Below are 25,030 nucleotides of genomic sequence, written 5' to 3'. Positions count from 1 at the left end.
TTAATTAAGAATTGATAGCCATTTTTCATGAAAATAAACCTGCTTGGTATTATTCAGCTCGCTTTTAGCCATTATGTGAGTATAGCATTTTCAATACACCGCGCCGCATAAGTAGCTAGACGAATCTTTTTGGACGGATCAAACGTATTGATTGCCTTAATCAGCCCAATGGCGCCGATCGAAATGAGATCATCCATATCTTCGCCGGTATTATCAAACTTTTTGACAATGTGCGCGACAAGACGCAAATTACGTTCGATTAGAGTATTTCTAGCCTGCTCATCGCCTTGCTTCAAACGAAGTAAATAGGCCTCTTCTTCCTTTTCACTTAGAGGCATGGGAAAAGTATTATGACTTACATAAGAAATCAAAAAAGTAATTCCCTGAATAAATGCTGCCGCTAATATAGTAAGCCCCCACATGACAGCCTCGCCCCCCGCCGTTATTTATCTGTTTATTTTATGGCGAAGCAAGAAGCTTTGTGTCTGTCCTGTTAGAAAAAGGTCTTGTTTTTCCAAACACTTTTTCTTATAATTTGACTGAGGTGTATAACATGGAAAAATTCATTGGTGATTTAGGTATTCTCTTTGCAATTGCATTAATGATTCTTTATTTAAACTGGGATAGTTTATTCCCAGAATAAAAATTCTAAACTAAAAATTGTTTTGCTACTAACTGATCTTGGAATAGCCGAATAATAGCAGCAATTTTTTTTGCCTGCTTCATCACTAACGCTAAAGAAGTGCTTTGCAAAACAAGATGGCTGCTTTCACTGGCAGCATTTACAATTCCCACCAATGAAATCTCACCAGTTGGCGGCAATTGATTCCCTACGGCTAATCCTGCCGTAATGCTTCCTGACCAAATCTCGATCTTACCTATTTCACTATGTTTCCCCAGGCAAGCGTCAACGGCAAGAATAAAAGGATTATTATACCTTTTATGAATTTCTTCCACAACGCTTGCCAAATTACCACCGTGAACCGGTTGATCTAAGGAACCATAAATGGGATAACAAGAGTTCTCTTGGAGGAAGGTTCCCACTAAGGGACCTAATGCATCGCCAGTATAACGATCGGAACCGATACATAAACAGACTAAAGAACGCAGGACCAAGTCCTGCGTTCTTTCTATGTTCCATAAATATGTACACGCTTTTTTTTCCAGATCATTGACACAACAAAACTGGCTAAATTTTTCCATCGCCTTGCCGCCCCTTTCTCGCTATTACTTTGTATCATATTTATGCGACAGCAAAGTGTTTCTATCACAAGAAAAGAGAGCAAAACTTATTGTCTTTTTAGCGCAAGAACAGAAAATAAATAAGTCACAATATATTCCAAAATAGCGCTGATTACGATCGTACCACCTGGAGCAATATCAAGATGATATGACGCAGTAAGACCGATAAGCACTGCTAAAACAGAGTATAAAATGGCGTAAACTAAAGTTTTACGAAAGCCTTTCTGCAACAAGTGAGCTGTCGCAACAGGCACAATCATCAAAGCGCTAACAAGCAAAATACCAGCAACCGTCATACCTACGACCACAACAAGAGCTGTAATTACAGCAAAGATAAGATTAATGGCAACAATCGGAATGCCAGAAATACGAGCAACCTCTTCATCAAGAGCCATTAACATAAGTCTGTCAAATAACAGATAAGCTGTAAGTGAAACGAATAGAGCCCCGCCCCCAATCAGCATGATCTCTTTCTCTGTTACAGTAATAATACTGCCAAACAAAAAATTTAACAGACCGATACTAGGCATTTTTGTCATGCTGCTAAAAATAATAGCACAAGCAATTCCCGCATAAAAAAAGAGCGCCAGAACCATATCGCTATATTCTTTTTGTCTTTGACGCATCCATTCAATACTAACAGCGCCCAAAACTGTCAAACAGGCTGCAGCTATAGGAGGATAAAGACCTAGCAAATAACCGCCAGTTACACCGGCAAAGGCAATATGTCCCAAGCCATCGCCAATCAAAGATTGACGGCGCACAACGACAAAAATACCAATAAGCGGACAGATGATCGCTGTAACAATTCCAGCGATAAAGGCCCGCTGCATAAAATCATATTGCAAGAAATCCACCGCGAATTCCTTCCTTCTCTTATGTGGAATAATACCATAAATGATTTTTCGTTAAATGACTCGTTCGAAATAACTCTCTTTCACCATAAAAACATAAATTCTTGTTAATACATGCTACATGGGTTGCATAGGCTGTAGCTTGTTCAATATCATGGGAAACAAGAACTACCGTCATATTCAGTCTTTCGTTTAATTCTCTCAATAGGTTATGAATCGCTTCACTTGCCTGAATATCAACACCACTAGTCGGTTCATCAAGAAATAGCAATGAAGGGTTGCCTGTTAATGCTCTAGCCACCATAACTCTTTGCTGCTGCCCACCGCTTAAGTCTCCAATCCGACAATTTGCCAAAGCGGCCAGACCAACAAGGTCTAGCGTATGAAGCACAATATGCCGTTTTTCAGCATCTGGTATCTTACTGCCTAGTGGGCCAGACAAAAGCCCTAGGGCGACTACTTCTGCTACTGTAGCCGGAAAATCAGCAGTGTTACGCCGATAGTTCTGAGGTACATAACCAATAAGTTTTTGTTTATGAGCTTCACGAATGGGTTTTCCATTAATCAAAATGGTTCCTTGTGTGGGCGTCAACAGACCAGCAAGCAATTTTATTAAAGTGCTTTTTCCGCCACCATTCGGCCCCACCATCACGACAAATTCTCCTGATGAAATCGTAAGAGTTACATCTTCAAGAACCTTTTCGGCCTGATAAGTAAAACTCACCTTTTCTAATTTGATTTCACACATAATCTAGACTCCTCTATCTTAAAAGACAAGTGCTGTTCATTGCAAGGCTGCTTTGAGATTTTTTAAATTCTCCTGCATTACAGAAAAATAGTTATTTCCCGCCTTTGTTTCTTTATCAGTAAGACCTTCGATAGGATTTAAAACAAGAACCGCAGCACCAGTTTCTTTACCTAACATATTGGCTAATTTAGGCGAAACAAGCGTTTCAAAAAAAACAGCTTTCACTTTATGCTCACGGCAAAACTTTGAAACTTGAGCCAATTTTTCCGGTGTAGGCTCCGCGTCAGGCGCAAGACCCATAAGCGGTACTTGGTGCAATCCATAACGTTTTGCCAAATAGCCGAAAGCAGCATGGGTTGTAACAAAATCCTTCCGCTCAAACTTTTGTACAGCTTGCGCATATTCTTGATCAAGTGCCGTCAATTTCAAGGTAAGTGATTCTAAGTTCTTACGGTAGATTGCTTCATTGGCCGGATCGACCGATACTAAAGCTTCACAAATATTATTCGCTTCCTGCACAGCAAGCACTGGGTCTAGCCAGATATGAGGATCTATTGTAAGAACAGGTTTTCCTGCTGCATCAAGATCTTCTTCATCATCTTCGCCAATTCCTGACAAAGTTTCGATATCATGGCTTACGGCAACGGAAGAAGTCGTCTTATTTTGTGTCAACATCTTATCAACCCAAGGCTCAAAACCGTTCCCCTGGTATAAAAAGAGACCTGCTTCACGAATTTTAACAAGATCTTTGGCTGATGGCTCCCAATCATGCGGTTCTGCACCGGGTGGCGCCAGAAGCGAAAGATTAATTTTGTCGCCGCCAATCGCTTGAGCAAATTCATACACAGGATAAACGGATGCAACAACCTTAATTCGTTTGTCACCAAAAGAATTTCCGGTTACAGCACAGCCGCTCAATAAAAAAATCAAGCTACTGACTATAATGAGACAGATTACCTTTTTCATTTTACGCGCCTCTTTCATATAAACAAGAAAGTTCTTATTTAGATTCGAAAGGGAATTTTCATCACCATTATTATACTTGAATTTCCCCTAAATGCAAAGCTTTAGCATATAAACCGCCAAGCTCTGTCAATTCCTCATGCGTTCCCGTTTCAACAACTCGACCTTGACTTAAATAAATAATTCGATCTGTGGCAGCTAATGTCGTCAACCGATGAGTAATAATAAAAGTTGTCCGTCCACCGCTTACTTTTCTTACGGCTGCCATAACTTGCTTTTCCGCCTGCGCATCAAGCGCCGCTGTCGGTTCATCAAGCAATAAAATCTTAGGGTCCATCACAATCGCCCTAGCAATGGCAATTCTCTGTCTCTGACCGCCTGATAAATTGCCGCCAAGTTCACCTACTCTGCTATCATAACCAAGCGGAAGTTCCATAATAAATTCATGCGCGTCAGCGAGTTTAGCAGCTGCAATAATTTGCTCATACGTCGCAGTCGGACGACCATAACGAATATTATCATAAATCGTGGCATTAAAAAGCAAGGGATCTTGCTGAATAAAGCCAATATGGCTGCGCAAAGATTGAATGGTAAGCTCCTTGATATTTACATCATCAAGATAAATATTACCGAATGTAGGATCGTAAAAACGCAATAATAAGTTAGCAAAAGAAGATTTACCAGCGCCACTTGGTCCTACTACAGCAATCACTTCACCAGGACGTGCTTCTAACTCAATTTGTTTTAAAATCTCATTATCTGGTTGATACCGAAATGATACATTTTCAAATCGTACTTTCCCCTGGACATGCGAAAGTACAAGCGTCCCTTCTGGCAGAGGCTCTTTTTCATCGCGTAATTCTTCTATACGTTGCCAAGCAACCATGCCCAGTTTCATTTTGCTGATTGCTTCACTGATCTTTCGTACAGGAGTTGGAACGTTGATAATATAAACAAGAAAAGCGAACATACCGCCGATAGACAATTCGCCTTGAATGACTTCGCGACCACCATACCAAATAATAATGGTTAAGCCAATAGCTGCTAAAAACTCTACAAGAGGAATAAAAATGGCATTCATCCGCTGCACCTTTAACAGATTTTCGGCCGCTTCTTGAATTTGCTCACTAAATTTCTTATATTCGTACTCTTCTCGAACATAGCTTTGTACAACCATGACGGATAGCAGCGACTGTTGTACAATGCTAGTCATCTTAGCCAGAGTATGTTCCACAAGCGAGCCTAGTCTAGCTATTTTACGATTAAAAAAACTAATTGCTACAATAATAAAAGGAAGTGTAGCAAAAGTCACGAGTGCCAACTGCCAGTCGAAGTAGATCATAATCATCATAATCGCAATCACATTAATTGATTCGACCACAATATCAGGAATTCCTAAAGTAACAGCTTGCTGAATCAACAACAGGTCATTTGTGAACAGTGACATAATTTCACCGCTGGGTTTACTAAGAAAATAAGCATAATCATGACTCTGTAAAGTAGCAAACATATCTTGACGCATGCGTGCAATCATTTTGTTAGCTGCTTTTGCCATAATATAATTATAAAAATAGAAAAAGACGCCACGGACAAAATAGAGCGCGACAATCGATCCTGTAATAATATACAAAAAGGACAAATCATTTTGCGATAAAGCACCATCTATTAAAATTTTAATGACAATAGGTGCCGCCAAAGAAGCCGCACTTGATAAAATAAAGCATAACACTGATAAAAATACTGAAGAAAAATAAGGCCTGATAAATTTAGACCAATACAAATTAACCATGAATGTCCTCCAAATAACAACAAAAGAATGCTACCATAGCCAATACTATTCTAGTAGCATTTCCGAAAAAAAGCAAATAAAATCGGGAAGGCGATGACGCCTTCCCATTTGACTACAATACTCGTCTGGCTCCAATGTAACGGGGGCCCCAATAACTGCTTTCCAAAGAATCAACGGCTACGCCGCGACTGGAAGTAGCACTAACGAACTGACCGCCACCCAAATAAATTCCTACATGAGATGCGCCTTCGGCATAGGTGGAGAAAAAGACTAAATCACCTGGCTGAAGTCTACTGTAAGAAACACCTCTTCCTACATTAAACTGCTCATCAGCCGCTCTAGGCAGATAAACGCCATAGGCACTAAACACATAACGGGTAAAACCAGAGCAGTCAAAAGCATCCGGAGTTGTTCCACCAAACGAATAAGGAACACCTCTTAACCCTAAGGCTGTCTGCATGATTCTTCTAGCCGCAGATACATTAGAAGAATCACGGCTAACCGGTATGTCTCGTCCCATTAACGCACGGTAAGTCGCATAGCCTACAACGCCGTCGGCTTCAAGGCCGCGATCACGCTGAAAAGCTTTAACTGCACTGGCAGTCAGGGAACCAAAACTTCCATCGGCAGGACCAGCATTGTAACCAAGGGCACCAAGTTGACTTTGAAGAGCGGCCACATCTGGACCTTGATCTCCTTCCTCAAACGCACCTGATGCAAAACCGAGTGAAACAAAACTAACAAAAAAGCAAACAAACAATGTGGTTCTGAAAAACTTTTTCACAGACTAACTCCTTTCCTCTACTAGCCTCCGAGGTTAGCTGACGGGTTCGGGAAGAAGAATAGACCCGGCTCATTTTCATGAGCTTCACCCCAATAAACGGTTTCCCCGTACCTGAGTTGGATTCGGCTTACTACACTCAATAATATATATACGACAAAAAAGACCAAAGTCCTGCCCTCAAAATACAGTTTCTGTCTTTTAGGCGCCGATTAGTTTATCCTATTTTTTACATTGTTCTGTTCCACTACTGTCTTTTCTCCTAATTCGGCCCGAACCCAGTAAAGCGGTCGCTGTTTAACCTCTTCAAAAATACGACCAACATATTCACCAATAATTCCAATTCCAACTAATTGAAAGCCACCTAAAAGAAGAATACTAACAGCCGTAGTAGCCCAACCAGGAACAGCTTCTTCCGTAAAAAATTTAATATATAAGACATGTCCTGTAAGAATCATTGTTCCTATACCGAATAACAATCCCAGATAAAAAGCAAACCGCAGTGGCATTTTAGAATAAGCCGTAATGCCATCAAGGGCAAAACGCAGCATTTTCTTTACTGAAAACTTAGATACACCAGCAAAGCGTTTGGGCGCTACAAATTCGATTTGAATTTGTTTATAACCAATATCACTGATCATGCCGCGGATAAAACGCGCTCGTTCTTTAAATAATCGGAAGCTCTGCACGACTTTTTTATCAAGTAGTCTAAAATCAGAACCGCCTTCATAAATGTGAATATTTGACATCGCATTGATCAGCTTATAAAAAAGACTTGACGTAAGGTTTTTCAAAAAAGAAACGCCTTCCGTATGAACACGAATCGTCTGAACAACCTCATAGCCTGCTTCCCAGTGTTTCAATAGGGCTGGCAACATTTCCGGCGGATGCTGCATATCGCCGTCCATTGTAATTACGACATCGCCATTCGCATGATCAAGGCCGCAACTTAAGGCAATTTGATGGCCAAAATTTCTGGCAAGAATAAACGCTCTGACCCTTTGATCTTCTTGCGCCATACGATGCAAAATTAACGGAGTGGCATCACTAGAGCCATCATCGATAAAAACAACTTCAAAATCATACTCTAAAGGTTCGAGATATTTGACGACTTCTGAATAAAATACGGCAAGATTGTCCTGTTCGTTAAAGACCGGGACAACAACGGATACTAACATAATGTAAAACCCTCCAAAACTAAATAAAATACGGCATACGCCGCATACGAGAAAATTAGCGAATGCCGTGCACTATTCATTTTGCTGGGCAATATCGGGACGAAGCCGTGCTGCCTGCCGCAAATAAACATGCCGCATGGCTTTTTGCGGCAATTCTGTATTATAAAGTAGCAGCAACCGAATACAAAGAATCGGCGCTTGTGGGTGCTCAATTTCTACAGTACCAAATAAGGGAACATTATCCCAGCCATATAACCGCGCACCCGCTGCTGGGAAAGCACAAGTTAAATCTGGAGTCGAACTAAAGATAGCAGCTCCTATTTCTTCTACATCAAGTTGATTTTCCTCTGTTAAAGCCCTAAGCAGTTCCGCAACAGCTTCATTTACTGCTTGTTGCTCGTTTTTCTCCACCGTAATGGCGCCGCGAATTCCCCGAAGCAAACTCCATCATCCTTTCTTTATCTATCTTGGCTCTTTTCGACACAATTTGGTACCATTCCTGCTCTACTCATCTGACTTTTTCTTAGTATGTGCGCTAGAACAAACTTTCATAAAAAAACAACCGGGGGTTACCCGGTTGCTTTTAAAGCATTTTCCAGCCTTTAACGACAAGTTTAATCCGTCCGAAAAAACGGCTAATTGCAATTTCTAACGGATACGGCGATATAAACGCCTGGGGTACATATAAAACAATACCACCGATTTCACGCTCAGTAAACTGAGTCAGGTTCTTCGGTTCTCCGATAAAAGCTTCAGGCTCAAGCTGCACAGTACCACAGCACATAGAAACTTCCGGCCCAGCTGTCAAATGAGCTTTACCGCCTTTAGCAAGAATCCACTCCACCGCTTCATCACTCACTGAGATTTCCATTAAAGCGCCTCTTTTTCTTGCAGTTTTCGACTGAATTGTGCCAAGCCAAACTCGACATCCGCTGTTTGCGCTGCCGCAACTTTTGGAAAAGAACAAATTTCAATAGTTTCTAAAATTGGTTCCTGCGAGGCACTGTAAAACACACCGAACCAAATACCGCTTACAGCGCTTTCCACCCATTTTGCCGGCTCATCTGAATCACTCAACTCAATCGTTAGTGAACCAACGCCTAGAAAGTCGCGAATTGCTTCTCGATCCGGCAAGGCAAGCGGTAATTTATTGATAAAAATTGTGTGTTCCTTTTGCTCAGTAAGAAACAATTTTAAATTTTCCTCAATTTCTTTAAGAACAGCAACAACTAAAGGATTCTGATGCTCTAAGCTCATCGCATCGTCACCTCCAACTGCCACTCAGCTAGCAGTTGCAGCGTTTTTTTACAGATAGGCTCCAACTGAACGCTCACTGGATCTGTCAGTTCCATTCCCACATCAAGACTCAGGGGCTGAACGCCAAGAACAACCACTTCTTCCAAGGGCGTTTCCAGTACCTGCAAGATAGCAAGCACCTGCTGAATACCGATATCGTGGAGAGAAACAGCATTTTGAAAGTATAAGTTAACTGCTTCACCGCGAAAATCATAGACATCCCCTGGCTCGCCGCCGCCTTGGATACAATCTAAAATCACTAAACGCTGCGCCTCTGACAAATAAGGAATCAAATCCATTCCAAGCGTGCCGCCATCGAGAAATTCCGCCCCTTCCGAAAGCTTGTATTTCTCGTCTAATGCAGTTACAGCTTTAACGCCAAAGCCTTCATCACTAAGCAGTATGTTGCCGATTCCCAGAATGATCGTCTTTTTCATCTGTCACTTCTCCTGCATCCATTGGTGTATGACTCAAATATTTATAGCCTGTAAACATGCTGGAAATCTCACCTTCATTTTCTACAAGATCAGCTCTTGCTGCCATGTAAACATGAACAATAGCAAAGAGAATAAAGCACCAGGCTATTACATGATGAATAATATGGAGCCAGTACTCATTGCTCACCAGACTAATTAAAGGAGCCAAGACCACAGCTGCCATACTATTAGGACGAATCATGGCGTACATGGTAAAGCCTGTAATAAGCTCACCAAGCAATAGACAGTAGACTCCTAAATAGCTGGCTCTTGCCAGAGCATTCCGCAGATAAGGTTTATGGCGACGCCGTAAAAACAAATAATGTTGCAACGTATCGAAGAAACCTTCCCAGTAAGCCCTCGTCCAAAACCGCGGCAAAAGCCGATCCCCGCGATTGATAATAAAGCCGTAAATCCGTAGAATCAAGGCAGCTAATAAAATATAAGCTGCAGCAAAGTGGACAAACCGAATCGTTTCCATCGACATAAATCGTCCAACAACAAAAGTCGGTTCAAATCCTTGGCTAGTAATAAAGAAAGGATTTCCAATATACAAGCCAGTTAAAAATAAAACAGGCATACAACAAACCATGGTCCAGTGAAAAATTCTTAGCCAAGGACTAAATAAATAATAAGGTTTTCTTCCGCGTTCTTCCACGGCACTCCCTCCCTTCTTATTTGATGTTAGCGTCTGTACTTACAACAGCAATCGGTTCGCCTGCCGCATTATATACATGAGTTGCACAAGCCAGACAAGGATCGAAGGAATGAATTGTTTTAAGAATTTCCAGCGGTTTTACTGGTACTTTAACCTTAGTATCAATCATGGCGCTTTCATAAGCACCGTGAGCACCATTCGGATCACGCGGACAAGCATTCCACGTCGATGGAACAATACATTGATAATTCGCTGATTTTCCATCTTTAATTACAATCCAGTGCCCTAAAGAACCGCGCGGCGCTTCATGTATGCCGACACCCTTAGCTTCTTTCGGCCAGGAAGCCGGATCCCATTTTGCCGTATTTGCCACATTCGTATCACCGGAACGAATGCTTTTTACGAGTTTTTCCAAGTAGTATTTTGCTAAATAAGCTTGTACTTGAGCTTCTAAGGCCCGAGCTGCCGTACGCCCCACTGTGGATAAGAGCCATTTTTCCGGTGGAAGGTTTAACAATTTTGACACACCGTCGATCTGATCGACGATCATTTTTTCCACCCAGGTTGGCTGGATTAAGCCTTGTTTTACCTTCGTATATACAATAATGTAACGAGCCAAAGGACCTACTTCACAGACTTTCCCCTGCCATTTCGGCGTTTTCAACCAAGAGTATTTTCCGTTTTCATCAAGATATTTCCAGGCAGTTTTCGTACCTTCTTTCGGGCCGGTAAAGGAAGGTTTGGTAACGCCTTCCCAAGGATGCAGATCGCCGCCTTGCGGATAGGAATACCAGGAATGATCAACGCCTTCATTGAGAATCGCTGGATCGGCAAAATCCTTACCCTCTAAAATGGTTACTTTCGCTGCTAAAGCGCCAGCGGCAAAGTTTTCTACGACACCATTCGAACGCAGTAAGAGATTTTTATGGAAATCGCCATTAGAAATACCAGTATAGCTGTCTTCGGGGTAATCGCCGTAGCCAAGAACACGTTCTTTTGCTAGTCCGCCGCCATCAACCATACCTTTTTGTACATAAAGATGACCAATTGCCAGCACATCAGGCACATAGAAACTGTTCATCATATTAATGGTAAGATTTAAAGATGCATCGACAATAGCCAACCGCTCGGCATTAATCGGCGCATTCATATCATTCATGGAAATTGAGCAAGGCATACCGCCGACAATATAGTGCGGATGAGGATTCTTTCCGCCAAATACAACATGAGACGTTACAACATCACGCTGCCTGTCAAGCATGTTCAAATAATGCGAAACAGCCATTAAATGAACTTCTGGCGGTAAAAGCGCATAGTCCGGATGATCCCAGTACTGACCGGCAAAAATTCCAAGCTGACCGCTTTCAACAATTTTCTTTACTTTATCTTGAACAGCTTTAAAATAAGCGCTTGTCGCCTTAGGAAATTCTTTCGGATAGGCGTCAGTATCTAGTTCGATGGGAGCCTGCATTTTCAGACTGTATGTGTCAAGAACTGTATTTTGCAATGCTGCTGTTTTTACAGGATCAGCTTTCAAAGCTTCTACAGGACTTACCCAATCAAGCGCATGAAGATGATAGAAATGAACTACGTGATCATGGACGCCCTGACTGTTTGCCATAATATTACGGATATAGTTGGCGTTTTTCGGAATAGCAATTCCTAAAGCATCTTCCACAGCACGTAGTGATGCTAAAGCATGGCAAGTCGTACAGACACCACAAATACGTTGAACAAAAACCCAGATATCTCGCGGATCGCGATCTTTTACTACAACTTCAATTCCACGCCAAGCTGTGCCGCTCGATAAAGCATCTTCCACCTTGCCTGTCGCTTCGTCAACCTTTACTTCGACGCGTAAATGACCTTCAATGCGATTCATCGGATCAACTACAATACGCTGCATATATCAGCACCAGCCTTTCTTATTTGTGTTCCTCATCCTGATTTTTCCCTGCTTTTTGCTGTACAACAGAAGCAATACCATGCACAGCTACAGCACCTGCTGTTAAAGCCGCTGCCGCCATACCAACTTTATCAGCATTAGCAACAGAATTCACGCCGGGAATTCCAGGCAGTCTCGCATAAAATGGATCGGCATCCCAAAAGTTTTTATTGGAACAGCCCACACAGGGAGCTCCCGACTCAATTGGATAGGAAATCCCGTTCCACCAACGCATATTGCCGCAGGAATTATAAGTGACAGGACCACGACAGCCTACCTTATACAAACACCAACCGGCCTTGCTGCCAGCATCATCAAACTGCTCTACATACATACCTGAATCAAAGAAAGGACGACGATAGCACGTATCGTGAATACGGTTTCCATAAAATTGTTTTGGTTTACCGTCATTATCTACAGGTGGTAGCGCTCCAAAGAGAGCATAATGCATAATCGTACCTGTCATAACTTCTGGGATCGGCGGACAGCCGGGCACACGAATAATCGGCTTACCGCTAATCACTTCACCAGCACCGACCGAGTGGGTTGGATTTGGCTTCGCCGCCTGTACGCCGCCATAAGCAGCACAAGTTCCGTAAAGAATGACGGCTGCTGCGTTTTTCGCTACTTCTTTTACATTATTGACAAAAGGCTTGCCGCCTACCATACAGGAAATGCCGTCATTATCAAGTGGAACGGCTCCTTCAATTGCTAGAATATACTTACCGGCATAGGTTTTCATGACTTCTTCCAAATGATGCTCCAGCGGTTCACCGGCCGCTGCCGCAAGCACATCCATATATTCCAAGGAAATCATATTTAAAATTACATCGGAAGCCATCGGCGTTGTCGAACGAATAAATGATTCATCACAACCGGTGCATTCATGGCCGTGCAGCCAAATTACAACAGGCAGCGTCTTGTTTTCTGCTGCCTCTACCACCTTGGGAATCATCGTAGGACCAAGGCCCATTAAGCCAGTGAGAGCGACACAGGATTTAAGAAAATTTCTACGACTTACATTACGTTTTTGAAACAAATCCCATAAGGTTCCTTTGTTTTCCATCATTTTCCCTCCCATTTGCATTTAAGAGTCTGGATATCCATACTCAGGAAAGCTGTAAAATCTGAAAATAATGTCTAATATGGTTATTCTTTAAAATTTGACCAATCCCTGCTTAATTCGACAAAATAGCAATCATTTTTTACCGTCCACAGTGACACCATGGTTCCTCAGCAAGATAATCGCCGTCGGAATAATAATAAGCGCGAGCCCGGCAACCGCCGCAAATTTTATCATAACCACAAGCGCCACAGCCGCCTTTTAATGGCTCATGGCGTAGTTCTTCAAACAAAGCGCTTTCCTGCCAGATCTGATCAAAGGCCTTCTCCTTTACATTGCCCACAGCAATAGGTAAGTAAGGACAAGGCTGCACATTGCCGTTAGGAATAATGACGCAGTAACCAGTGCCAGCTAAGCAGCCTCGCGAGTAGCGCATTGCAATCCCTTTTTCTTTGGCAATACGCATAAATTGAGGCGCACATGTAGGCTTTAATTCAATGGGAACTTGGCCCTGTTTATCAAGAATTCTGCCCAAAAGGGCTTCATACTGTTCTGTTTTTAATGTAGTGGCTTCAATGTCTTTGCCTCGTCCTGTAGGGACAAGGAAAAAAATATGATGGGCAATAGCGCCTATCTTTACAGCAAAATCAGTAATATCGGTAATTTCAGGCTCATTCCAGCTCATAGCCGTCGTATGAATCTGAAATTTAAGGCCTGCCTCACGGCAGGCTTCCATGCCAGCAACACTTTTCTGCCAAGCTTGCTCTGCTTGACGAAAATGATTATGCTTGTTAGGATCGCAACTGTCGAGGCTGATACCGGCTACAGCCAGTCCCGCTTCTTTTAATTTACTTGCTACGTCTGGCGTGATCAAAATACCATTTGTGCCGAGAACAGGCCTCAACCCGACTGTGCGGGCGTGAGCAATCAATTCATAAATATCGGAACGCATCAACGGTTCGCCACCACTTAAAATAACAATTTTAAAACCTGCCTTTGCCATTTCTGATAACAGTTTTTTTCCTTCCTCTGTTGTCAGTTCATCGGCAGATCGCGTCCCGGCATCGCGATAACAATGCGAACAATGAATATTACAGGCCTGTGTTGTATTCCAGGAAATAATCAAATATGGTTCCCCCCAACTTCTTACAAAATCAATTTCATACCTTCCTTATAAGGTAACAATTCGACTTTTAATGAATCAATCCTGTTTCTATTTCTTAGTTACTATTATTTTTTTGTTGAAATCGGCATTCCAAACAAACCGATTCTGTCGAAACAGGCTGATATACACTGCCGCATTGTTCACAGCGAGGCAGTTCAATGCGAGCCAAGGAAACTTCTTCTGTAGTCGCCTGATCATAAGCCAAGGCTTGTACAGGACAGCTATCAATGCAAAGATTGCATTTCGAGCATTTTCTTGTCTCTTCTAAAATTTCAATAGCTTGGCCAAAGTCCAGAATTTTCAATGCTTTTTCCGGACAAAGTTTTACACACAATCCACAACCTGTGCAAGTCTGATCAATTTTCAGCATGGAAAAAACAGTAGGTTGAAACTCCAATTGACTATTAACATCACGGAGTCGTTCTTTACGCCGAATGGGTTCTGAAGGCCCGACATCTTGTAACAATAGACTCGTCGTCTTAACGAAAGAACCGCAAAGATCTTTAAAAAAAGTCCGTCGAGAAACCATCTTTTGCTTAGGAAGATAAGACGCTGCTTTGGCGCCCCAAATCAAGTTTTTTTTCTGTTCCTGCGGCAACAGCGAAAAACTAGTTCTTAACTGTTCTTCTAAAAAAGGCGCGATCGCTAGACGACATTCTAAACATTTTTGGGTATGAACAACGATAGTCGCACCGTATTTCAATATACTGGCCGTAAGCAAACGAAAATCAAGAAATCCCAAGCAAGCGAATGGGCTTATGCTATCCTGCCTTTGACAAGTGACTACAGCGCAATCACTGTTAAATAATGCACTCCAAGTCTCATTCGAAATATCCTTTAGGGAAATAGCGTCAGCTGGACAAACAGCACTGCAAAGACCGCAATCATCGCAAAGGGCTTCAACAACAGAAAAATCGGCGCGGATTGCATCTTTAGGACATTCTTGGCAACAGCGACTACATTGTGATTTAGAATAGCAGAAAGCATAGCATAGTTCCTGATGAATTCGTGCAGCACACATAAAAATCTGCCACTCACTGAATCTATTTCAAAAAGCCTCGAAACAAAGACAAGTTTCGCGAAAGCAGCAGTTTTTTCACCTCTTTTCTTTTTGAATACTCTAGATACGCGCTGTTTTTACCTTTTCCGATTCTTTTAGTATAAAACCCACAGTTTTCCATTCTAATATTTTACATTCTCTTGCACTATTAAGAATTCCTGTTATGTGAAATTTTTAATTTGTTAACAGAAATCTTTTAAACTATGTTAATTGGGAATGTACTAATTTTTCTAGCGCTGCAAGCGGCGCTGAAAACCATTTATCCCGATGAAAAACCATCTGAGATTTTACAACAATTCCTGATTGCCAAGGCAGCTTTACTAACTCGCTGCGCTCTAACTCTGCTTTTAGGGCCAATTCCGGCAATAAGGCTATGCCAAGACCGTTTCTAACACATTGCTTGATCGTTTCCAAGCTACTAAATTCTAACCAATTTACGGAAACCTGATTTTTACTAAGTAAAAGTTTCAAATCTGTAGGATAACCAGAGCTCCCTTCAGGCATTAACAGCGTTTCCCCTGATAAATCTTGAATCGTCAATTTAGAGCACTTCGCCAAAAAATGGTCAGGCGCTGCAAATAAGATCGTATCACCACTAAACAAAGTAAATTCACGCAACTGCGGCTCTTTATATTCTTCATAAAGACTAAAAGCAACATCTATTATATTTTTTTGCAGCCATTGTGGAAACTCTGTACAAACCCCAGTTCGAATGTGAATCTGCACTTCAGGATAAAGCTTTTGATATTCCTTTAGCAGTGGAGGAAGCCAATAGGTACAAAGAGTTTCAGCCGCACCAATTACAAGAGTCCCCCCCACTTTAGACTCACTTTGAAATAAAAGCTTAAGATTTTTGGCATCGCGAACCATACGTTCCGCATGAGGAAGTAGCTGTTTTCCTTGCTCCGTCAAAAACACTTTTCGGCCAATGCGTTCAAATACTTTTACACCCAAATACGTTTCGAGATTCTTAATTTGTTCCGAAACAGTCGATTGCGAGTAATTGAGCTGTCTAGCTGCCTCACCGAAGTTCAGATTTTTAGCCACGACGATAAAAATTTCTAAATTCTTAATCATGCTATCACACCAATCGAAAAAATCGATCATTTTAATCAAAACAATCGACTTATCAAAATACAAATATTATGATACGCTATAAGCAACTTTTGCGCAATCGAATTTCACTAAGGTGGTTATCGTTGATGAACGAAGATATTTCCTTAAAAAAAAGCATCACTTGGTTGCAAGGCTCTGCCATGACAATCGGCGCAGTCCTCGGTGCTGGAATTTTGGTATTACCTGCAATTACAGCATCCCTAGCAGGGCCAGCTTCTCTGCTTAGCTGGCTCTTTACCGGATTGCTTTCCTTGCCCATGATTGCCGTAATTGGCATGATATCATCAAAGTTTCCCGATTCCGGCGGTCTCGCTACTTATGTACATACAGCGTATGGTAGCTTAGCCGGACAGCTCACCAGCCTGCTTATGCTAACAGCCATGCCTTTTGGCATGCCGGTTATCGCCCTCATCGGCGCCAACTACCTTGGTAGCGTATTTAATTGGACGCAAGGAAATATCCATATTGCTGCAGCTTGCTTGATTCTCACAGCCATTGCACTCAATTATCGTGGTATCGAACTATCAGGCAAAACACAGATCGGCGTTGTCTTATCCATTCTGTTGATTCTCACTATTGCCATTATTTCAGCCCTTCCCGCCCTTACAGTGACTGCCTTTACTCCCTTTCTCCCCTACGGCTGGCTGCCTGTCGGCGGAGCTATGTCATTTATTTTTTTCGCTTTTATGGGTTGGGAAATGATTGGAAATCTTGCCGAAGAATTTAAAAATCCTCACAAGGATCTCCCGCTAAGTCTACTCATCTCGGTAATTGTTATCAATTTCATCTATCTTGCTGTAGCTTTTGTGACAGTAGGAACCAATGTATATCAATCAGAGTCGCCGCTCACTGCTATGATCACTTTAACCGCCTATCGTTGGGGAGACCACGCCAAAATTCTTGTTGCTCTACTTGGTTTTATTGCCTGCTACTGTCCTTTACACACCTTTATTGCCGGCTTCTCCCGCCTTGTTTACGCCCAATCTAGAAATGGCGCTTTTCCCGCCTGTTTTTCTCAACTTCATTCTCGCTACCAAACACCCCATAGAGCTTTGTTAGCCTTCGTTCCGCTCTATTTGTTCATATTGCTATTAAGTTATAGCCTATCATGGAATCTCTATCCGCTGATCAATATCCCTTCTGCTAACTTCCTTGCTGTCTACTTTCTTGCAATGAGCGCTGCAACCCACATTCTTTCGGGAAAAGCCGCCAAGGGACTCGCCTGGATCAGTACTTTGTTTGCACTCATCCTTTTCCTGTTTTCTGGCTGGTTTACCCTCTATTCCCTCGCTGTAGCAGCCTTATTATTTAGTTACAAGTTATATCAGAAATACAAATAAGCCGATAAATCCAGGGAATATAACCGATCACTTTATAAGAAATCGCCAAAAGCTATGCCCAGTTCCCGCCCAGTTTGTATCAGTTCATGATCTACCGAAACAAGGTGCGGCTGACCGACGACCTTAGCTAAGTCCACTAAAACAATTCGATTGTCTTGCAAGGCAACCATCGTTTTAAACGTTCCATTTTTAATCGCTCGAACAGCGGCTTCGCCATAGCGAGTTGCCAAAATTCGATCAAATGCAGTCGGACTGCCCCCCCGTTGCAAGTGGCCCAGAACAGTAGAACGACATTCTACTTCAAGGCGCTTTTCTAGCTCATTCGTAATTTTATCACCAATTCCGCCTAATCGTATTTTTTCCGGGCTATTTTCAATGATTTTCGCCACAGACATTTCACCATTGACGGGCCGTGCGCCTTCCGCTGCCACAATAATGCTAAACAGCTTTCCATTCTGCCGCCGTCGTTCAATTTTTTCCACAATCGCTTCCCACTCGAAGGGAATTTCCGGAATCAAAATACAGTCAGATCCACCAGCAATACCACTATGTAAGGCAATCCAACCAGCATAACGGCCCATCACTTCCAGCGTCATGACACGATGATGCGATTCGGCTGTTGTATGAAGACGATCTAACGCCTCAGTTGCAATACTTACGGCCGTATCAAACCCAAAAGTCCTTTCTGTTTGCGGCAAATCATTATCAATGGTTTTCGGCACACCAACTACAGGAAAGCCTAGTTCCGCCAGATCATAAGCAATTTTAAGAGTACCATCGCCGCCAATAACAATGAGTGCTGCAATGTCCCGCTGTCGTAAGTTATTAATTGCTTGCTGTGACATATCTTTAAATACCACTTTACCATTTTCTTGGCATTGATAGTGAAAAGGATTATCGCGATTTGTCGTCCCCAAAATTGTACCGCCGCGCGGTAATATCCCGGAAACAAGCTCTGATGTAAGCAAATGAAGATCATTTTCTACTAAACCTTTAAAACCATTTCTCGCACCATAAACGACAAGCCCCTGCGTACGAGCGCTCTTGTACACAGCTCTGATCACTGCGTTTAAACCGGGACAGTCACCGCCGCCTGTCAGTACTGCAATATTTTTCAAAATAAAGCCTCCTCTGGCAATAAGGTTTGTATACTAAAAAAGTCAGAGTTCCATAAAGAACTCTGACTTTTAGATTCGTTTTTCTCAAGAATTCTCCTGCCTAAAATCAACAATAATCGACACACGAAGAAGCTCAAAATAGTATCTCACTATAAAGTGGAATCCTCTTAAACTATTCCTTCAAGCGCCTTAGTTATTTCAGCAGCAGGTCGAAATCCAACAAGGCGATTGACTTCCTGTCCGTCCTTAAAAATAAGTAAAGTAGGAATACCCATAACTTTATACTTACCAGCCAAGCCAGCTACGGCATCTACATTGACTTTTGCCACTTGCACTTTTTCCTGATAAGCTTCCGCAACTTTTTCCACTTCAGGAGCAACCATTTTACAGGGACCGCACCAAGGCGCCCAAAAATCAATCAATACAGGTTTACCTGCCTCAATCAGTTGATCAAAATCAGCTATATTTTCAATTGCAATAACAGCCATTGTTCTTGCCTCCTCTAACCTGTTTATAAAGAAAAATAAATTTTCTTTACTCTTATTATATTTATTGTAGAAAAATTTATTAATCTTGTCAACAAAAAGTAATTATCAATAAAGATAAAAACAAAAACCGCTTGACAGCGGTTTTTTAGTTACGAGTAATCAATAAGCCGAGTTTTGTTCCGCCGTAGCGGTGATGATCATCTATCTACGCTTCTAGTTGCCTAGAAGCTCTAGCGACACAACCCGGAAGGTTCTGCGGGCAACTTCATCCCTTCCCTATTCGGTCTTGCTCCAAGTGGGGTTTACCAAGCCAACCAGTCACCTGGTTGCTGGTGCGCTCTTACCGCACCGTTCCATCCTTACCGAAAAATCGGCGGTTTTCTTTTCTATGGCACTTTCCCTAAGGTCACCCTCGCTGGACGTTATCCAGCACCCTGCCCTACGGAGCTCGGACTTTCCTCGAATACAAAGTACTCGCGATCATCTTTCATACTCATAAACAGCTTTTTAATTATAGTAGATTAAAGTGATTCTGTCAATAAACTGAGAAAGGAGATTTCTGACAAGAAGCTGTAGTTACAATAATTTTGGAAAAGCAACTCTGTAAATATTCCGCGATAACTGGCACAACAGGAGCCTCTGTTCCATAATGACCTGCATCAATCAGCGTAATTCCTAAGGCTTTCGCATCGACAGCATCATGGTACTTTACATCACCGGTTACCAAAACTTGCGCCCCCAAAGCTTTTGCTTGTCGGAAAAATTCCGCACCACTGCCACCGACAACAGCGACTGTCTCCACTAAGCCTTCATCTCCCTCAATAACCTGAATGGATGATAAGCCAAGTTTTGTTTTAACCAAAGCAGCAAAATCAGCTATCGATTGACTAGAACAAGTCCCGAGTCGACCTAAGCCAGGAAACTTCTCCTTATTTTCCAATGAGTACAAATCATAGGCTACTTCTTCATAAGGATGAGCCGAAAGTAAAGCTTCTAAAACCAGCTGTTTTTTAGCCGCTGGCAAAATAGTTTCAAGGCGTAACTCTGACACTTTTTCAACGCTGCCAACTTTTCCTAAATAAGGACTAGTCCCTGCTTGCGGCAAAAAAGAGCCAGTTCCTTCTACAGCAAAGGTACAATGACTATATTGCCCAATATGGCCAGCTCCGGCAGAAGTCACGGCTTGCCAAACAGCTCCAAAAGCCTCTTGCGGCACATAAGTGACTAATTTTATGAAAGGTTGCTCATAACCACTAATAAAAGGTCGTATATTGCGCAAACCTAATTGTTGCGCTAACACATCATTTACGCCGCCACGAGCACAATCCAGATTAGTATGAGCAGAAAAAACAGCAATATCATGCGTTAACAACAGCTTCACAATTTTCCCTTGTTCACTGTTTGTATCAATTTTGCTCAAAGGCTTAAATAAGAAAGGATGATGCGAAACAATCAGATCAGCCCCCCACTCTGCCGCTTCCTGGGCGACAGCCAGCGTCACATCAAGAGTTGTCATGATTTTATTCACAGGCTGTTCTTTTGCTCCTACAAACAAGCCAATCTTATCCCATTCTTCCGCTAGATAAGCAGGCGCCCAATTCTCCATAGCCTGCATTACACTTGCACAGGTTACTGTCATGGCAAAAGCTCCTTTAATTGTTGTAGCTGTCTTTTTAAGACAATCGTCTTTTCCTGCGCCCCAATACCGGCATTATTCAGTTGCGTTAAGATCCGCTTTGTATCATTTATTTTTTGACCAATATGCTGAGACAGCAAGGGATCTTGCTTTCTTAGCAGAATTGGACCAACTTCATACAGAATTTTCTCAGCTTCCGTAATTTCTGTCTCTACCGACAAAGTCCCCTGCCCGGAAATTGAGCGCTTAGCACAAATCACTTCGTAAAGACGGTCATCATCTATTACAAGCGCCTCATCGATTAGCTTCCAACCGTGCTTTACCAGCCATAAACGCAATGCGCCCGCAGCTCCCATCGGCTGTAGCACAAGCGTCGTAAGACGGTTTATCCAGAGTTCACCTTTTTGGAGAATTTCAATCATTGTCTGCCCGCCCATACCGGCAATCACTACTGCATCGATCTCATCTTCACCAATTACAGTTAGGCCATCGCCTAAACGTACAGAAATTTTATCAGACAGCCCCGCTTGACGAACAGTAAGCGAAGCAGCTTTATAGGGCCCTTCATGAACATCACCAGCAATGGCCCAAGAAACCACGTTCTGCTGCACAAGAAACACGGGCAAATAAGCATGATCTGTGCCAATATCAGCGATTCTAGCACCTTGGGGAACGAAAGCGGCTATTTGACGCAGTCTTTCATTCAATTTCATCATTTTCTCCCCTTTACAAAGAAAAACGGAATTCTTGCTTTGCAAGAATCCCGCATTATTTCAACTGGTGGGCCCACCTGGTATCGAACCAGGGACCAGCCGGTTATGAGCCGGCTGCTCTACCGCTGAGCTATAGGCCCAAGATATGAAAACAGGTTTTCCGAAGAAAGCCTGTTTTGTTATCATTTGGCTCCTTGAGTAGGACTCGAACCTACGACCGATCGGTTAACAGCCGATTGCTCTACCAACTGAGCTATCAAGGAATAGTCACCAACGGGATATATTATAATACAAAATAAGTTATTATGTCAAGAAACTTCATAGAAAAGATGATAATTATTCCAGAAAATCCTTTAATTTCTTGCTACGGCTAGGATGACGCAATTTTCTTAGAGCTTTCGCTTCAATCTGACGAATACGCTCCCTTGTAACGCCAAAATGCTGACCGACTTCTTCCAGTGTTCTAGCACGCCCATCATCAAGACCAAAGCGAAGGCGCAGTACTTTTTTCTCACGATCAGTTAAAGTTTCTAAAACTTCTTCTAACTGTTCTTTTAAAAGCATGAATGAAGCGGCCTCAGCTGGCGCTGGCGCTTCTTGATCTTCAATAAAATCGCCAAGATGGGAATCTTCTTCTTCCCCAATCGGAGTTTCTAAGGAAACTGGTTCTTGGGCAATTTTCATAATTTCCCGTACGCGCTCAACTGTAATTTCCATCTCTTTAGCAATTTCTTCTGGCGCTGGTTCCCGGCCAAGTTCTTGCAAAAGCTGTCGCGATACGCGAATTAATTTATTAATAGTTTCAACCATATGCACTGGAATACGAATCGTCCGCGCTTGGTCGGCAATGGCCCGCGTAATGGCCTGACGAATCCACCAAGTTGCATAGGTAGAGAACTTGTAGCCTTTATTATAATCAAACTTTTCCACGGCTTTAATCAAGCCAAGGTTTCCCTCTTGAATTAAATCAAGGAATAGCATTCCTCGACCCACATAGCGTTTCGCAATACTTACAACAAGGCGCAAATTCGCTTCAGCCAAACGACGTTTGGCGTCTTCATCACCTTTTTCCATGCGTTTTGCCAATAAGATTTCCTCATCGGCAGTTAACAGCGGCACACGCCCAATTTCCTTCAAATACATGCGCACAGGATCATCAATCGTAACTCCCTCAGGAATTGACAGGTCAATATCAATCTCTTCCGCCTGTTCTTCTTCTATGTCAGCTGTGCCAGGTCCTTCTGCCTCAGGGATTTCATCAACAATTTCAATACCTTTCGTCGTGAACATTTCATACACATCATCAATCTCATCAGGTGTCAAGTCATCGCTCTGAAAAGTATCCATAATTTCTGCATATGTTAGCACACCTCCGCGTTTTTTACCGCGGTGCAGCAATTCATTAACATGATCAGTCGTCTGATTCTTTTTCTCTGTCATTTTATTCCCCCCTCCCCAGGCCGATGGCGGTCAGCATGACCGATTGATACTTATTAAAATTCTCATTGGTATAATTTATTAATTTCATGTTTAATTCGCTGGCTCTCTGCTAATTCCTGCAAAAAGCGACTATCCCCCATGCGTTCTAATTCATCGGCTTTTAACCGATGCTCTTCATATTGATTTTTCAAAAAAGCAAGTTCTATGGCTCGAATATAGTCGTCTACTAGGCGCACCTTATCTTCACAAGGAGTCTCTAGCAGCATAATGCCTGATAATTCAGCTGCCGCTGCCTGACTCAAGCGAAGAGATATCCCTTCAGGATCAATTTTACCTGTAGCACTATAATCAGAACTAAGCGCTGCCATAATTTCCTGTCGAACCGGACTACTAAAATGCCCTATCCCAAGCATTGATTCTACATAAGGTAATATCGACGCATCTTGAAACAAAAAATGCATTAGATGACGTTCTGCCTGTTCTGCCGCCCCTACTTTGGGGCCAGCAAGAGAAAGAACATTACTAGTATATCCGCCTTTTACAGTTTTATCCTTTTTAGCTTGTAAAGGATATTTTCTTAACTCTTCCCGAATTGTTCCTTCGTCAATTGTTAAAACAGCAGCTAATCGTGATATATGAGCATTTATCTCTACGGCATTATGAGCTTGCGCCAAAAATGGAACAACCTGTGAAATTACAGCAGCTTTTCCCTCTAAGTGAGAATGGTCAATGCTGCCAAGCGCCCTTTCCACCTCATAAGCAATAGCCGTTAACGCCTTATCCATAAGTGCGGCAAAAGCTTGTCCACCATGACGCCGCACATATTCATCAGGATCCTTACCATCGGGAATTTGAATAATTTTTACTTTCGCCCCAGCCTCGCTAGCCGTAATAATAGCTCGACTCGTAGCATTTTGTCCAGCCGCATCACTGTCATAAGCAAAATAAAATTCATCAGTAAATTTCAGCAACACTTTGGCCTGTTCCGCCGTAAAAGCTGTTCCTAATGATGCTGCAACACAAGTAATCCCAGCGCCATACAGACTCACTGCATCAAAATAACCTTCTACAATAACAACTTTCTTTTGGTCGCGAATCGCTTTGTAGGTTTTATCAAGACCGAACAACTCTCGTCGCTTATTGTAAATTGGCGTTTCTGGTGAATTGAGATATTTAGGTTGACTGTTGTCAAGAACGCGTCCGCCAAATGCAATCGGCTGGCCTCGTAAATTTACAATAGGAAAAATAATGCGGCTACGAAAACGGTCATAGAAGCCATCACCCGACTGCCTCTTAACAGCCAATCCGCTTTCTTCCAAAACTGCCAACGAAACACTTCTCTCAAGCAAGGCCTGACTCAATTTATTCCAGAAAGGCGGCGCAAACCCCAATTGAAAAATCTCGATAATTTCAGGCGTAATTTGACGATCCATCAAATAATCAAGCGCCTCTTTACCATAGTTAGTCCGCGTCAAACAAGAATGATAGAAATCAGCGGCCAACTGATTTGCCTGAACTAAGCGAGCAATTTGCTTTTCTCTCATTCGTTCCGCATCGGTTTTTTCTCGTTCTGGTAAAGGGATATTTAACTTCTGCGCCAGCAGCTTAACGGCATCAAAAAAATCAATGTTTTCAATCTTCATGAGAAAGTTAAAAACATTGCCGCCAGCACCACAGCCAAAACAGTAAAAAAAACCTTTATCAGGCGTAACCGAAAAAGATGGCGTCTTTTCATGATGAAAGGGACAACATCCCCAAAAATTCTTTCCCTTCTTTTTTAAAGGCACATAATCTGATATAACGCTAACTATATCACTTTCGCTTCGCAGACGATCGACGAAATCATCATTTGTACTCTTCATTTAGATCCCCTATCGTGTAAGCGATTCTTCCTTGTAGCCCTTAAGGCATTATTAAGTTTTGAGTATATTCTACAACTCACGTCAAAATCCTGCTTTCTG

25 protein-coding genes, 2 tRNA genes, 1 other RNA gene and 1 riboswitch are annotated in these 25,030 nt (G+C 42.3%); of the genes, 1 reads left to right on the top strand and 27 read right to left on the bottom strand.

Features of this window, described 5'->3' with window-relative positions; translation table 11 throughout:
- Positions 1-71: 71 nt before the first annotated feature.
- From AC0MXB_RS04135 to AC0MXB_RS04050, 18 genes are all read right to left on the bottom strand, one after another.
- Positions 72-422, bottom strand: a complete 351-nt coding sequence (locus AC0MXB_RS04135) for a sigma-70 family RNA polymerase sigma factor (RefSeq protein ID WP_474038345.1) — start codon at positions 420-422, stop codon at positions 72-74.
- A 226-nt stretch (positions 423-648) separates the two neighbouring features.
- Complete coding sequence (gene yyaC, locus AC0MXB_RS04130) at positions 649-1,203, bottom strand: spore protease YyaC (RefSeq protein ID WP_474038344.1); 555 nt, start codon at positions 1,201-1,203, stop codon at positions 649-651.
- Positions 1,204-1,289: 86 nt separating this feature from the next.
- A complete protein-coding gene (locus tag AC0MXB_RS04125) occupies positions 1,290-2,099 on the bottom strand; it encodes a metal ABC transporter permease (RefSeq protein ID WP_474038343.1) in 810 nt (269 codons plus the stop codon).
- A 19-nt stretch (positions 2,100-2,118) separates the two neighbouring features.
- Positions 2,119-2,844 carry a metal ABC transporter ATP-binding protein gene (locus AC0MXB_RS04120; RefSeq protein WP_474038342.1) on the bottom strand — a complete coding sequence of 242 codons (726 nt, stop codon included), beginning with the start codon at positions 2,842-2,844 and terminating at the stop codon, positions 2,119-2,121.
- 36 nt (positions 2,845-2,880) lie between these two features.
- Positions 2,881-3,810, bottom strand: coding sequence for a metal ABC transporter solute-binding protein, Zn/Mn family (locus AC0MXB_RS04115; protein WP_474038341.1), 930 nt, complete (start codon positions 3,808-3,810; stop codon positions 2,881-2,883).
- Positions 3,811-3,880: 70 nt separating this feature from the next.
- A complete protein-coding gene (locus AC0MXB_RS04110; protein ID WP_474038340.1) occupies positions 3,881-5,596 on the bottom strand; it encodes an ABC transporter ATP-binding protein in 1,716 nt (571 codons plus the stop codon).
- Between the two features lie 112 nt (positions 5,597-5,708).
- The gene (locus AC0MXB_RS04105) at positions 5,709-6,380 is read right to left on the bottom strand and encodes a C40 family peptidase (RefSeq protein ID WP_474038339.1); all 672 of its coding nucleotides are present in this window, start codon (positions 6,378-6,380) and stop codon (positions 5,709-5,711) included.
- Between the two features lie 8 nt (positions 6,381-6,388).
- Positions 6,389-6,518: riboswitch (cyclic di-AMP (ydaO/yuaA leader) on the bottom strand.
- Positions 6,519-6,589: 71 nt separating this feature from the next.
- On the bottom strand, positions 6,590-7,558 hold the full coding sequence (locus tag AC0MXB_RS04100) for a glycosyltransferase family 2 protein (RefSeq protein ID WP_474038734.1): 969 nt from the start codon (positions 7,556-7,558) through the stop codon (positions 6,590-6,592).
- 69 nt (positions 7,559-7,627) lie between these two features.
- Entirely contained in the window at positions 7,628-7,996 is a 369-nt protein-coding gene (aroH, locus tag AC0MXB_RS04095; protein WP_474038338.1) for a chorismate mutase, read from the bottom strand.
- A gap of 142 nt (positions 7,997-8,138) precedes the next feature.
- Entirely contained in the window at positions 8,139-8,426 is a 288-nt protein-coding gene (locus AC0MXB_RS04090) for a CC/Se motif family (seleno)protein (protein ID WP_474038337.1), read from the bottom strand.
- Positions 8,426-8,812 (bottom strand): hydrogenase expression/formation C-terminal domain-containing protein, encoded by a 387-nt coding sequence (locus AC0MXB_RS04085; protein WP_474038336.1) that lies wholly within the window; start codon positions 8,810-8,812, stop codon positions 8,426-8,428. Before AC0MXB_RS04085 ends, AC0MXB_RS04090 begins: the two co-directional genes overlap by 1 nt.
- A complete protein-coding gene (locus tag AC0MXB_RS04080) occupies positions 8,809-9,288 on the bottom strand; it encodes a HyaD/HybD family hydrogenase maturation endopeptidase (protein WP_474038335.1) in 480 nt (159 codons plus the stop codon). The genes AC0MXB_RS04085 and AC0MXB_RS04080 overlap by 4 nt, the downstream gene beginning before the upstream one ends.
- Positions 9,245-9,985, bottom strand: coding sequence for a Ni/Fe-hydrogenase, b-type cytochrome subunit (cybH, locus tag AC0MXB_RS04075; RefSeq protein WP_474038334.1), 741 nt, complete (start codon positions 9,983-9,985; stop codon positions 9,245-9,247). Before cybH ends, AC0MXB_RS04080 begins: the two co-directional genes overlap by 44 nt.
- A gap of 16 nt (positions 9,986-10,001) precedes the next feature.
- Positions 10,002-11,891 (bottom strand): nickel-dependent hydrogenase large subunit, encoded by a 1,890-nt coding sequence (locus AC0MXB_RS04070; protein WP_474038333.1) that lies wholly within the window; start codon positions 11,889-11,891, stop codon positions 10,002-10,004.
- Positions 11,892-11,910: 19 nt separating this feature from the next.
- Complete coding sequence (locus AC0MXB_RS04065) at positions 11,911-12,996, bottom strand: hydrogenase small subunit (RefSeq protein WP_474038733.1); 1,086 nt, start codon at positions 12,994-12,996, stop codon at positions 11,911-11,913.
- A gap of 139 nt (positions 12,997-13,135) precedes the next feature.
- Complete coding sequence (gene nirJ2, locus AC0MXB_RS04060; RefSeq protein WP_474038332.1) at positions 13,136-14,119, bottom strand: putative heme d1 biosynthesis radical SAM protein NirJ2; 984 nt, start codon at positions 14,117-14,119, stop codon at positions 13,136-13,138.
- A 94-nt stretch (positions 14,120-14,213) separates the two neighbouring features.
- Positions 14,214-15,179 (bottom strand): 4Fe-4S binding protein, encoded by a 966-nt coding sequence (locus AC0MXB_RS04055; protein WP_474038331.1) that lies wholly within the window; start codon positions 15,177-15,179, stop codon positions 14,214-14,216.
- A gap of 240 nt (positions 15,180-15,419) precedes the next feature.
- Positions 15,420-16,295 (bottom strand): LysR family transcriptional regulator, encoded by an 876-nt coding sequence (locus AC0MXB_RS04050; protein WP_474038330.1) that lies wholly within the window; start codon positions 16,293-16,295, stop codon positions 15,420-15,422.
- A gap of 125 nt (positions 16,296-16,420) precedes the next feature.
- Here AC0MXB_RS04050 and AC0MXB_RS04045 point away from each other — a divergent pair, with 125 nt between their 5' ends.
- A complete protein-coding gene (locus AC0MXB_RS04045; protein ID WP_474038329.1) occupies positions 16,421-17,674 on the top strand; it encodes an APC family permease in 1,254 nt (417 codons plus the stop codon).
- 32 nt (positions 17,675-17,706) lie between these two features.
- Here AC0MXB_RS04045 and AC0MXB_RS04040 read toward each other — a convergent pair whose 3' ends face one another.
- The 9 genes from AC0MXB_RS04040 to dnaG form a co-directional block, all read right to left on the bottom strand.
- Complete coding sequence (locus AC0MXB_RS04040) at positions 17,707-18,792, bottom strand: 6-phosphofructokinase (protein ID WP_474038328.1); 1,086 nt, start codon at positions 18,790-18,792, stop codon at positions 17,707-17,709.
- Between the two features lie 167 nt (positions 18,793-18,959).
- Complete coding sequence (gene trxA, locus AC0MXB_RS04035; RefSeq protein ID WP_474038327.1) at positions 18,960-19,280, bottom strand: thioredoxin; 321 nt, start codon at positions 19,278-19,280, stop codon at positions 18,960-18,962.
- Positions 19,281-19,428: 148 nt separating this feature from the next.
- Positions 19,429-19,776, bottom strand: an RNA gene (rnpB, locus tag AC0MXB_RS04030) — RNase P RNA component class A.
- 39 nt (positions 19,777-19,815) lie between these two features.
- Entirely contained in the window at positions 19,816-20,919 is a 1,104-nt protein-coding gene (locus AC0MXB_RS04025) for a Nif3-like dinuclear metal center hexameric protein (RefSeq protein ID WP_474038326.1), read from the bottom strand.
- Positions 20,916-21,632 (bottom strand): tRNA (adenine(22)-N(1))-methyltransferase, encoded by a 717-nt coding sequence (locus AC0MXB_RS04020; protein WP_474038325.1) that lies wholly within the window; start codon positions 21,630-21,632, stop codon positions 20,916-20,918. Before AC0MXB_RS04020 ends, AC0MXB_RS04025 begins: the two co-directional genes overlap by 4 nt.
- A gap of 62 nt (positions 21,633-21,694) precedes the next feature.
- Positions 21,695-21,769, bottom strand: a tRNA-Ile gene (locus tag AC0MXB_RS04015).
- A 47-nt stretch (positions 21,770-21,816) separates the two neighbouring features.
- Positions 21,817-21,892: transfer RNA gene (locus AC0MXB_RS04010), tRNA-Asn, on the bottom strand.
- A gap of 73 nt (positions 21,893-21,965) precedes the next feature.
- On the bottom strand, positions 21,966-23,069 hold the full coding sequence (gene rpoD / locus AC0MXB_RS04005) for an RNA polymerase sigma factor RpoD (protein WP_474038324.1): 1,104 nt from the start codon (positions 23,067-23,069) through the stop codon (positions 21,966-21,968).
- Between the two features lie 62 nt (positions 23,070-23,131).
- Entirely contained in the window at positions 23,132-24,931 is a 1,800-nt protein-coding gene (gene dnaG / locus AC0MXB_RS04000) for a DNA primase (RefSeq protein ID WP_474038323.1), read from the bottom strand.
- Positions 24,932-25,030: the final 99 nt, after the last annotated feature.

It is taken from the genome of Pelorhabdus sp. sgz311001 (assembly GCF_055901755.1).
This window is presented reverse-complemented; position numbering and strand designations above follow the sequence as displayed.

What these genes read in the sequence shown, in the direction of transcription:
- AC0MXB_RS04135 (WP_474038345.1), bottom strand. Translation starts at nt 422, where the DNA reads ATGTGGGGGCTTACTATATTAGCGGCAGCATTTATTCAGGGAATTACT.
- yyaC (WP_474038344.1), bottom strand. Translation starts at nt 1,203, where the DNA reads ATGGAAAAATTTAGCCAGTTTTGTTGTGTCAATGATCTGGAAAAAAAA.
- AC0MXB_RS04120 (WP_474038342.1), bottom strand. Translation starts at nt 2,844, where the DNA reads ATGTGTGAAATCAAATTAGAAAAGGTGAGTTTTACTTATCAGGCCGAA.
- AC0MXB_RS04115 (WP_474038341.1), bottom strand. Translation starts at nt 3,810, where the DNA reads ATGAAAAAGGTAATCTGTCTCATTATAGTCAGTAGCTTGATTTTTTTA.
- AC0MXB_RS04110 (WP_474038340.1), bottom strand. Translation starts at nt 5,596, where the DNA reads ATGGTTAATTTGTATTGGTCTAAATTTATCAGGCCTTATTTTTCTTCA.
- AC0MXB_RS04090 (WP_474038337.1), bottom strand. Translation starts at nt 8,426, where the DNA reads ATGGAAATCTCAGTGAGTGATGAAGCGGTGGAGTGGATTCTTGCTAAA.
- AC0MXB_RS04085 (WP_474038336.1), bottom strand. Translation starts at nt 8,812, where the DNA reads ATGAGCTTAGAGCATCAGAATCCTTTAGTTGTTGCTGTTCTTAAAGAA.
- AC0MXB_RS04080 (WP_474038335.1), bottom strand. Translation starts at nt 9,288, where the DNA reads ATGAAAAAGACGATCATTCTGGGAATCGGCAACATACTGCTTAGTGAT.
- AC0MXB_RS04070 (WP_474038333.1), bottom strand. Translation starts at nt 11,891, where the DNA reads ATGCAGCGTATTGTAGTTGATCCGATGAATCGCATTGAAGGTCATTTA.
- AC0MXB_RS04065 (WP_474038733.1), bottom strand. Translation starts at nt 12,996, where the DNA reads ATGGAAAACAAAGGAACCTTATGGGATTTGTTTCAAAAACGTAATGTA.
- AC0MXB_RS04055 (WP_474038331.1), bottom strand. Translation starts at nt 15,179, where the DNA reads ATGTGTGCTGCACGAATTCATCAGGAACTATGCTATGCTTTCTGCTAT.
- AC0MXB_RS04050 (WP_474038330.1), bottom strand. Translation starts at nt 16,295, where the DNA reads ATGATTAAGAATTTAGAAATTTTTATCGTCGTGGCTAAAAATCTGAAC.
- AC0MXB_RS04045 (WP_474038329.1), top strand. Translation starts at nt 16,421, where the DNA reads ATGAACGAAGATATTTCCTTAAAAAAAAGCATCACTTGGTTGCAAGGC.
- trxA (WP_474038327.1), bottom strand. Translation starts at nt 19,280, where the DNA reads ATGGCTGTTATTGCAATTGAAAATATAGCTGATTTTGATCAACTGATT.
- AC0MXB_RS04025 (WP_474038326.1), bottom strand. Translation starts at nt 20,919, where the DNA reads ATGACAGTAACCTGTGCAAGTGTAATGCAGGCTATGGAGAATTGGGCG.
- AC0MXB_RS04020 (WP_474038325.1), bottom strand. Translation starts at nt 21,632, where the DNA reads ATGATGAAATTGAATGAAAGACTGCGTCAAATAGCCGCTTTCGTTCCC.
- rpoD (WP_474038324.1), bottom strand. Translation starts at nt 23,069, where the DNA reads ATGACAGAGAAAAAGAATCAGACGACTGATCATGTTAATGAATTGCTG.
- dnaG (WP_474038323.1), bottom strand. Translation starts at nt 24,931, where the DNA reads ATGAAGAGTACAAATGATGATTTCGTCGATCGTCTGCGAAGCGAAAGT.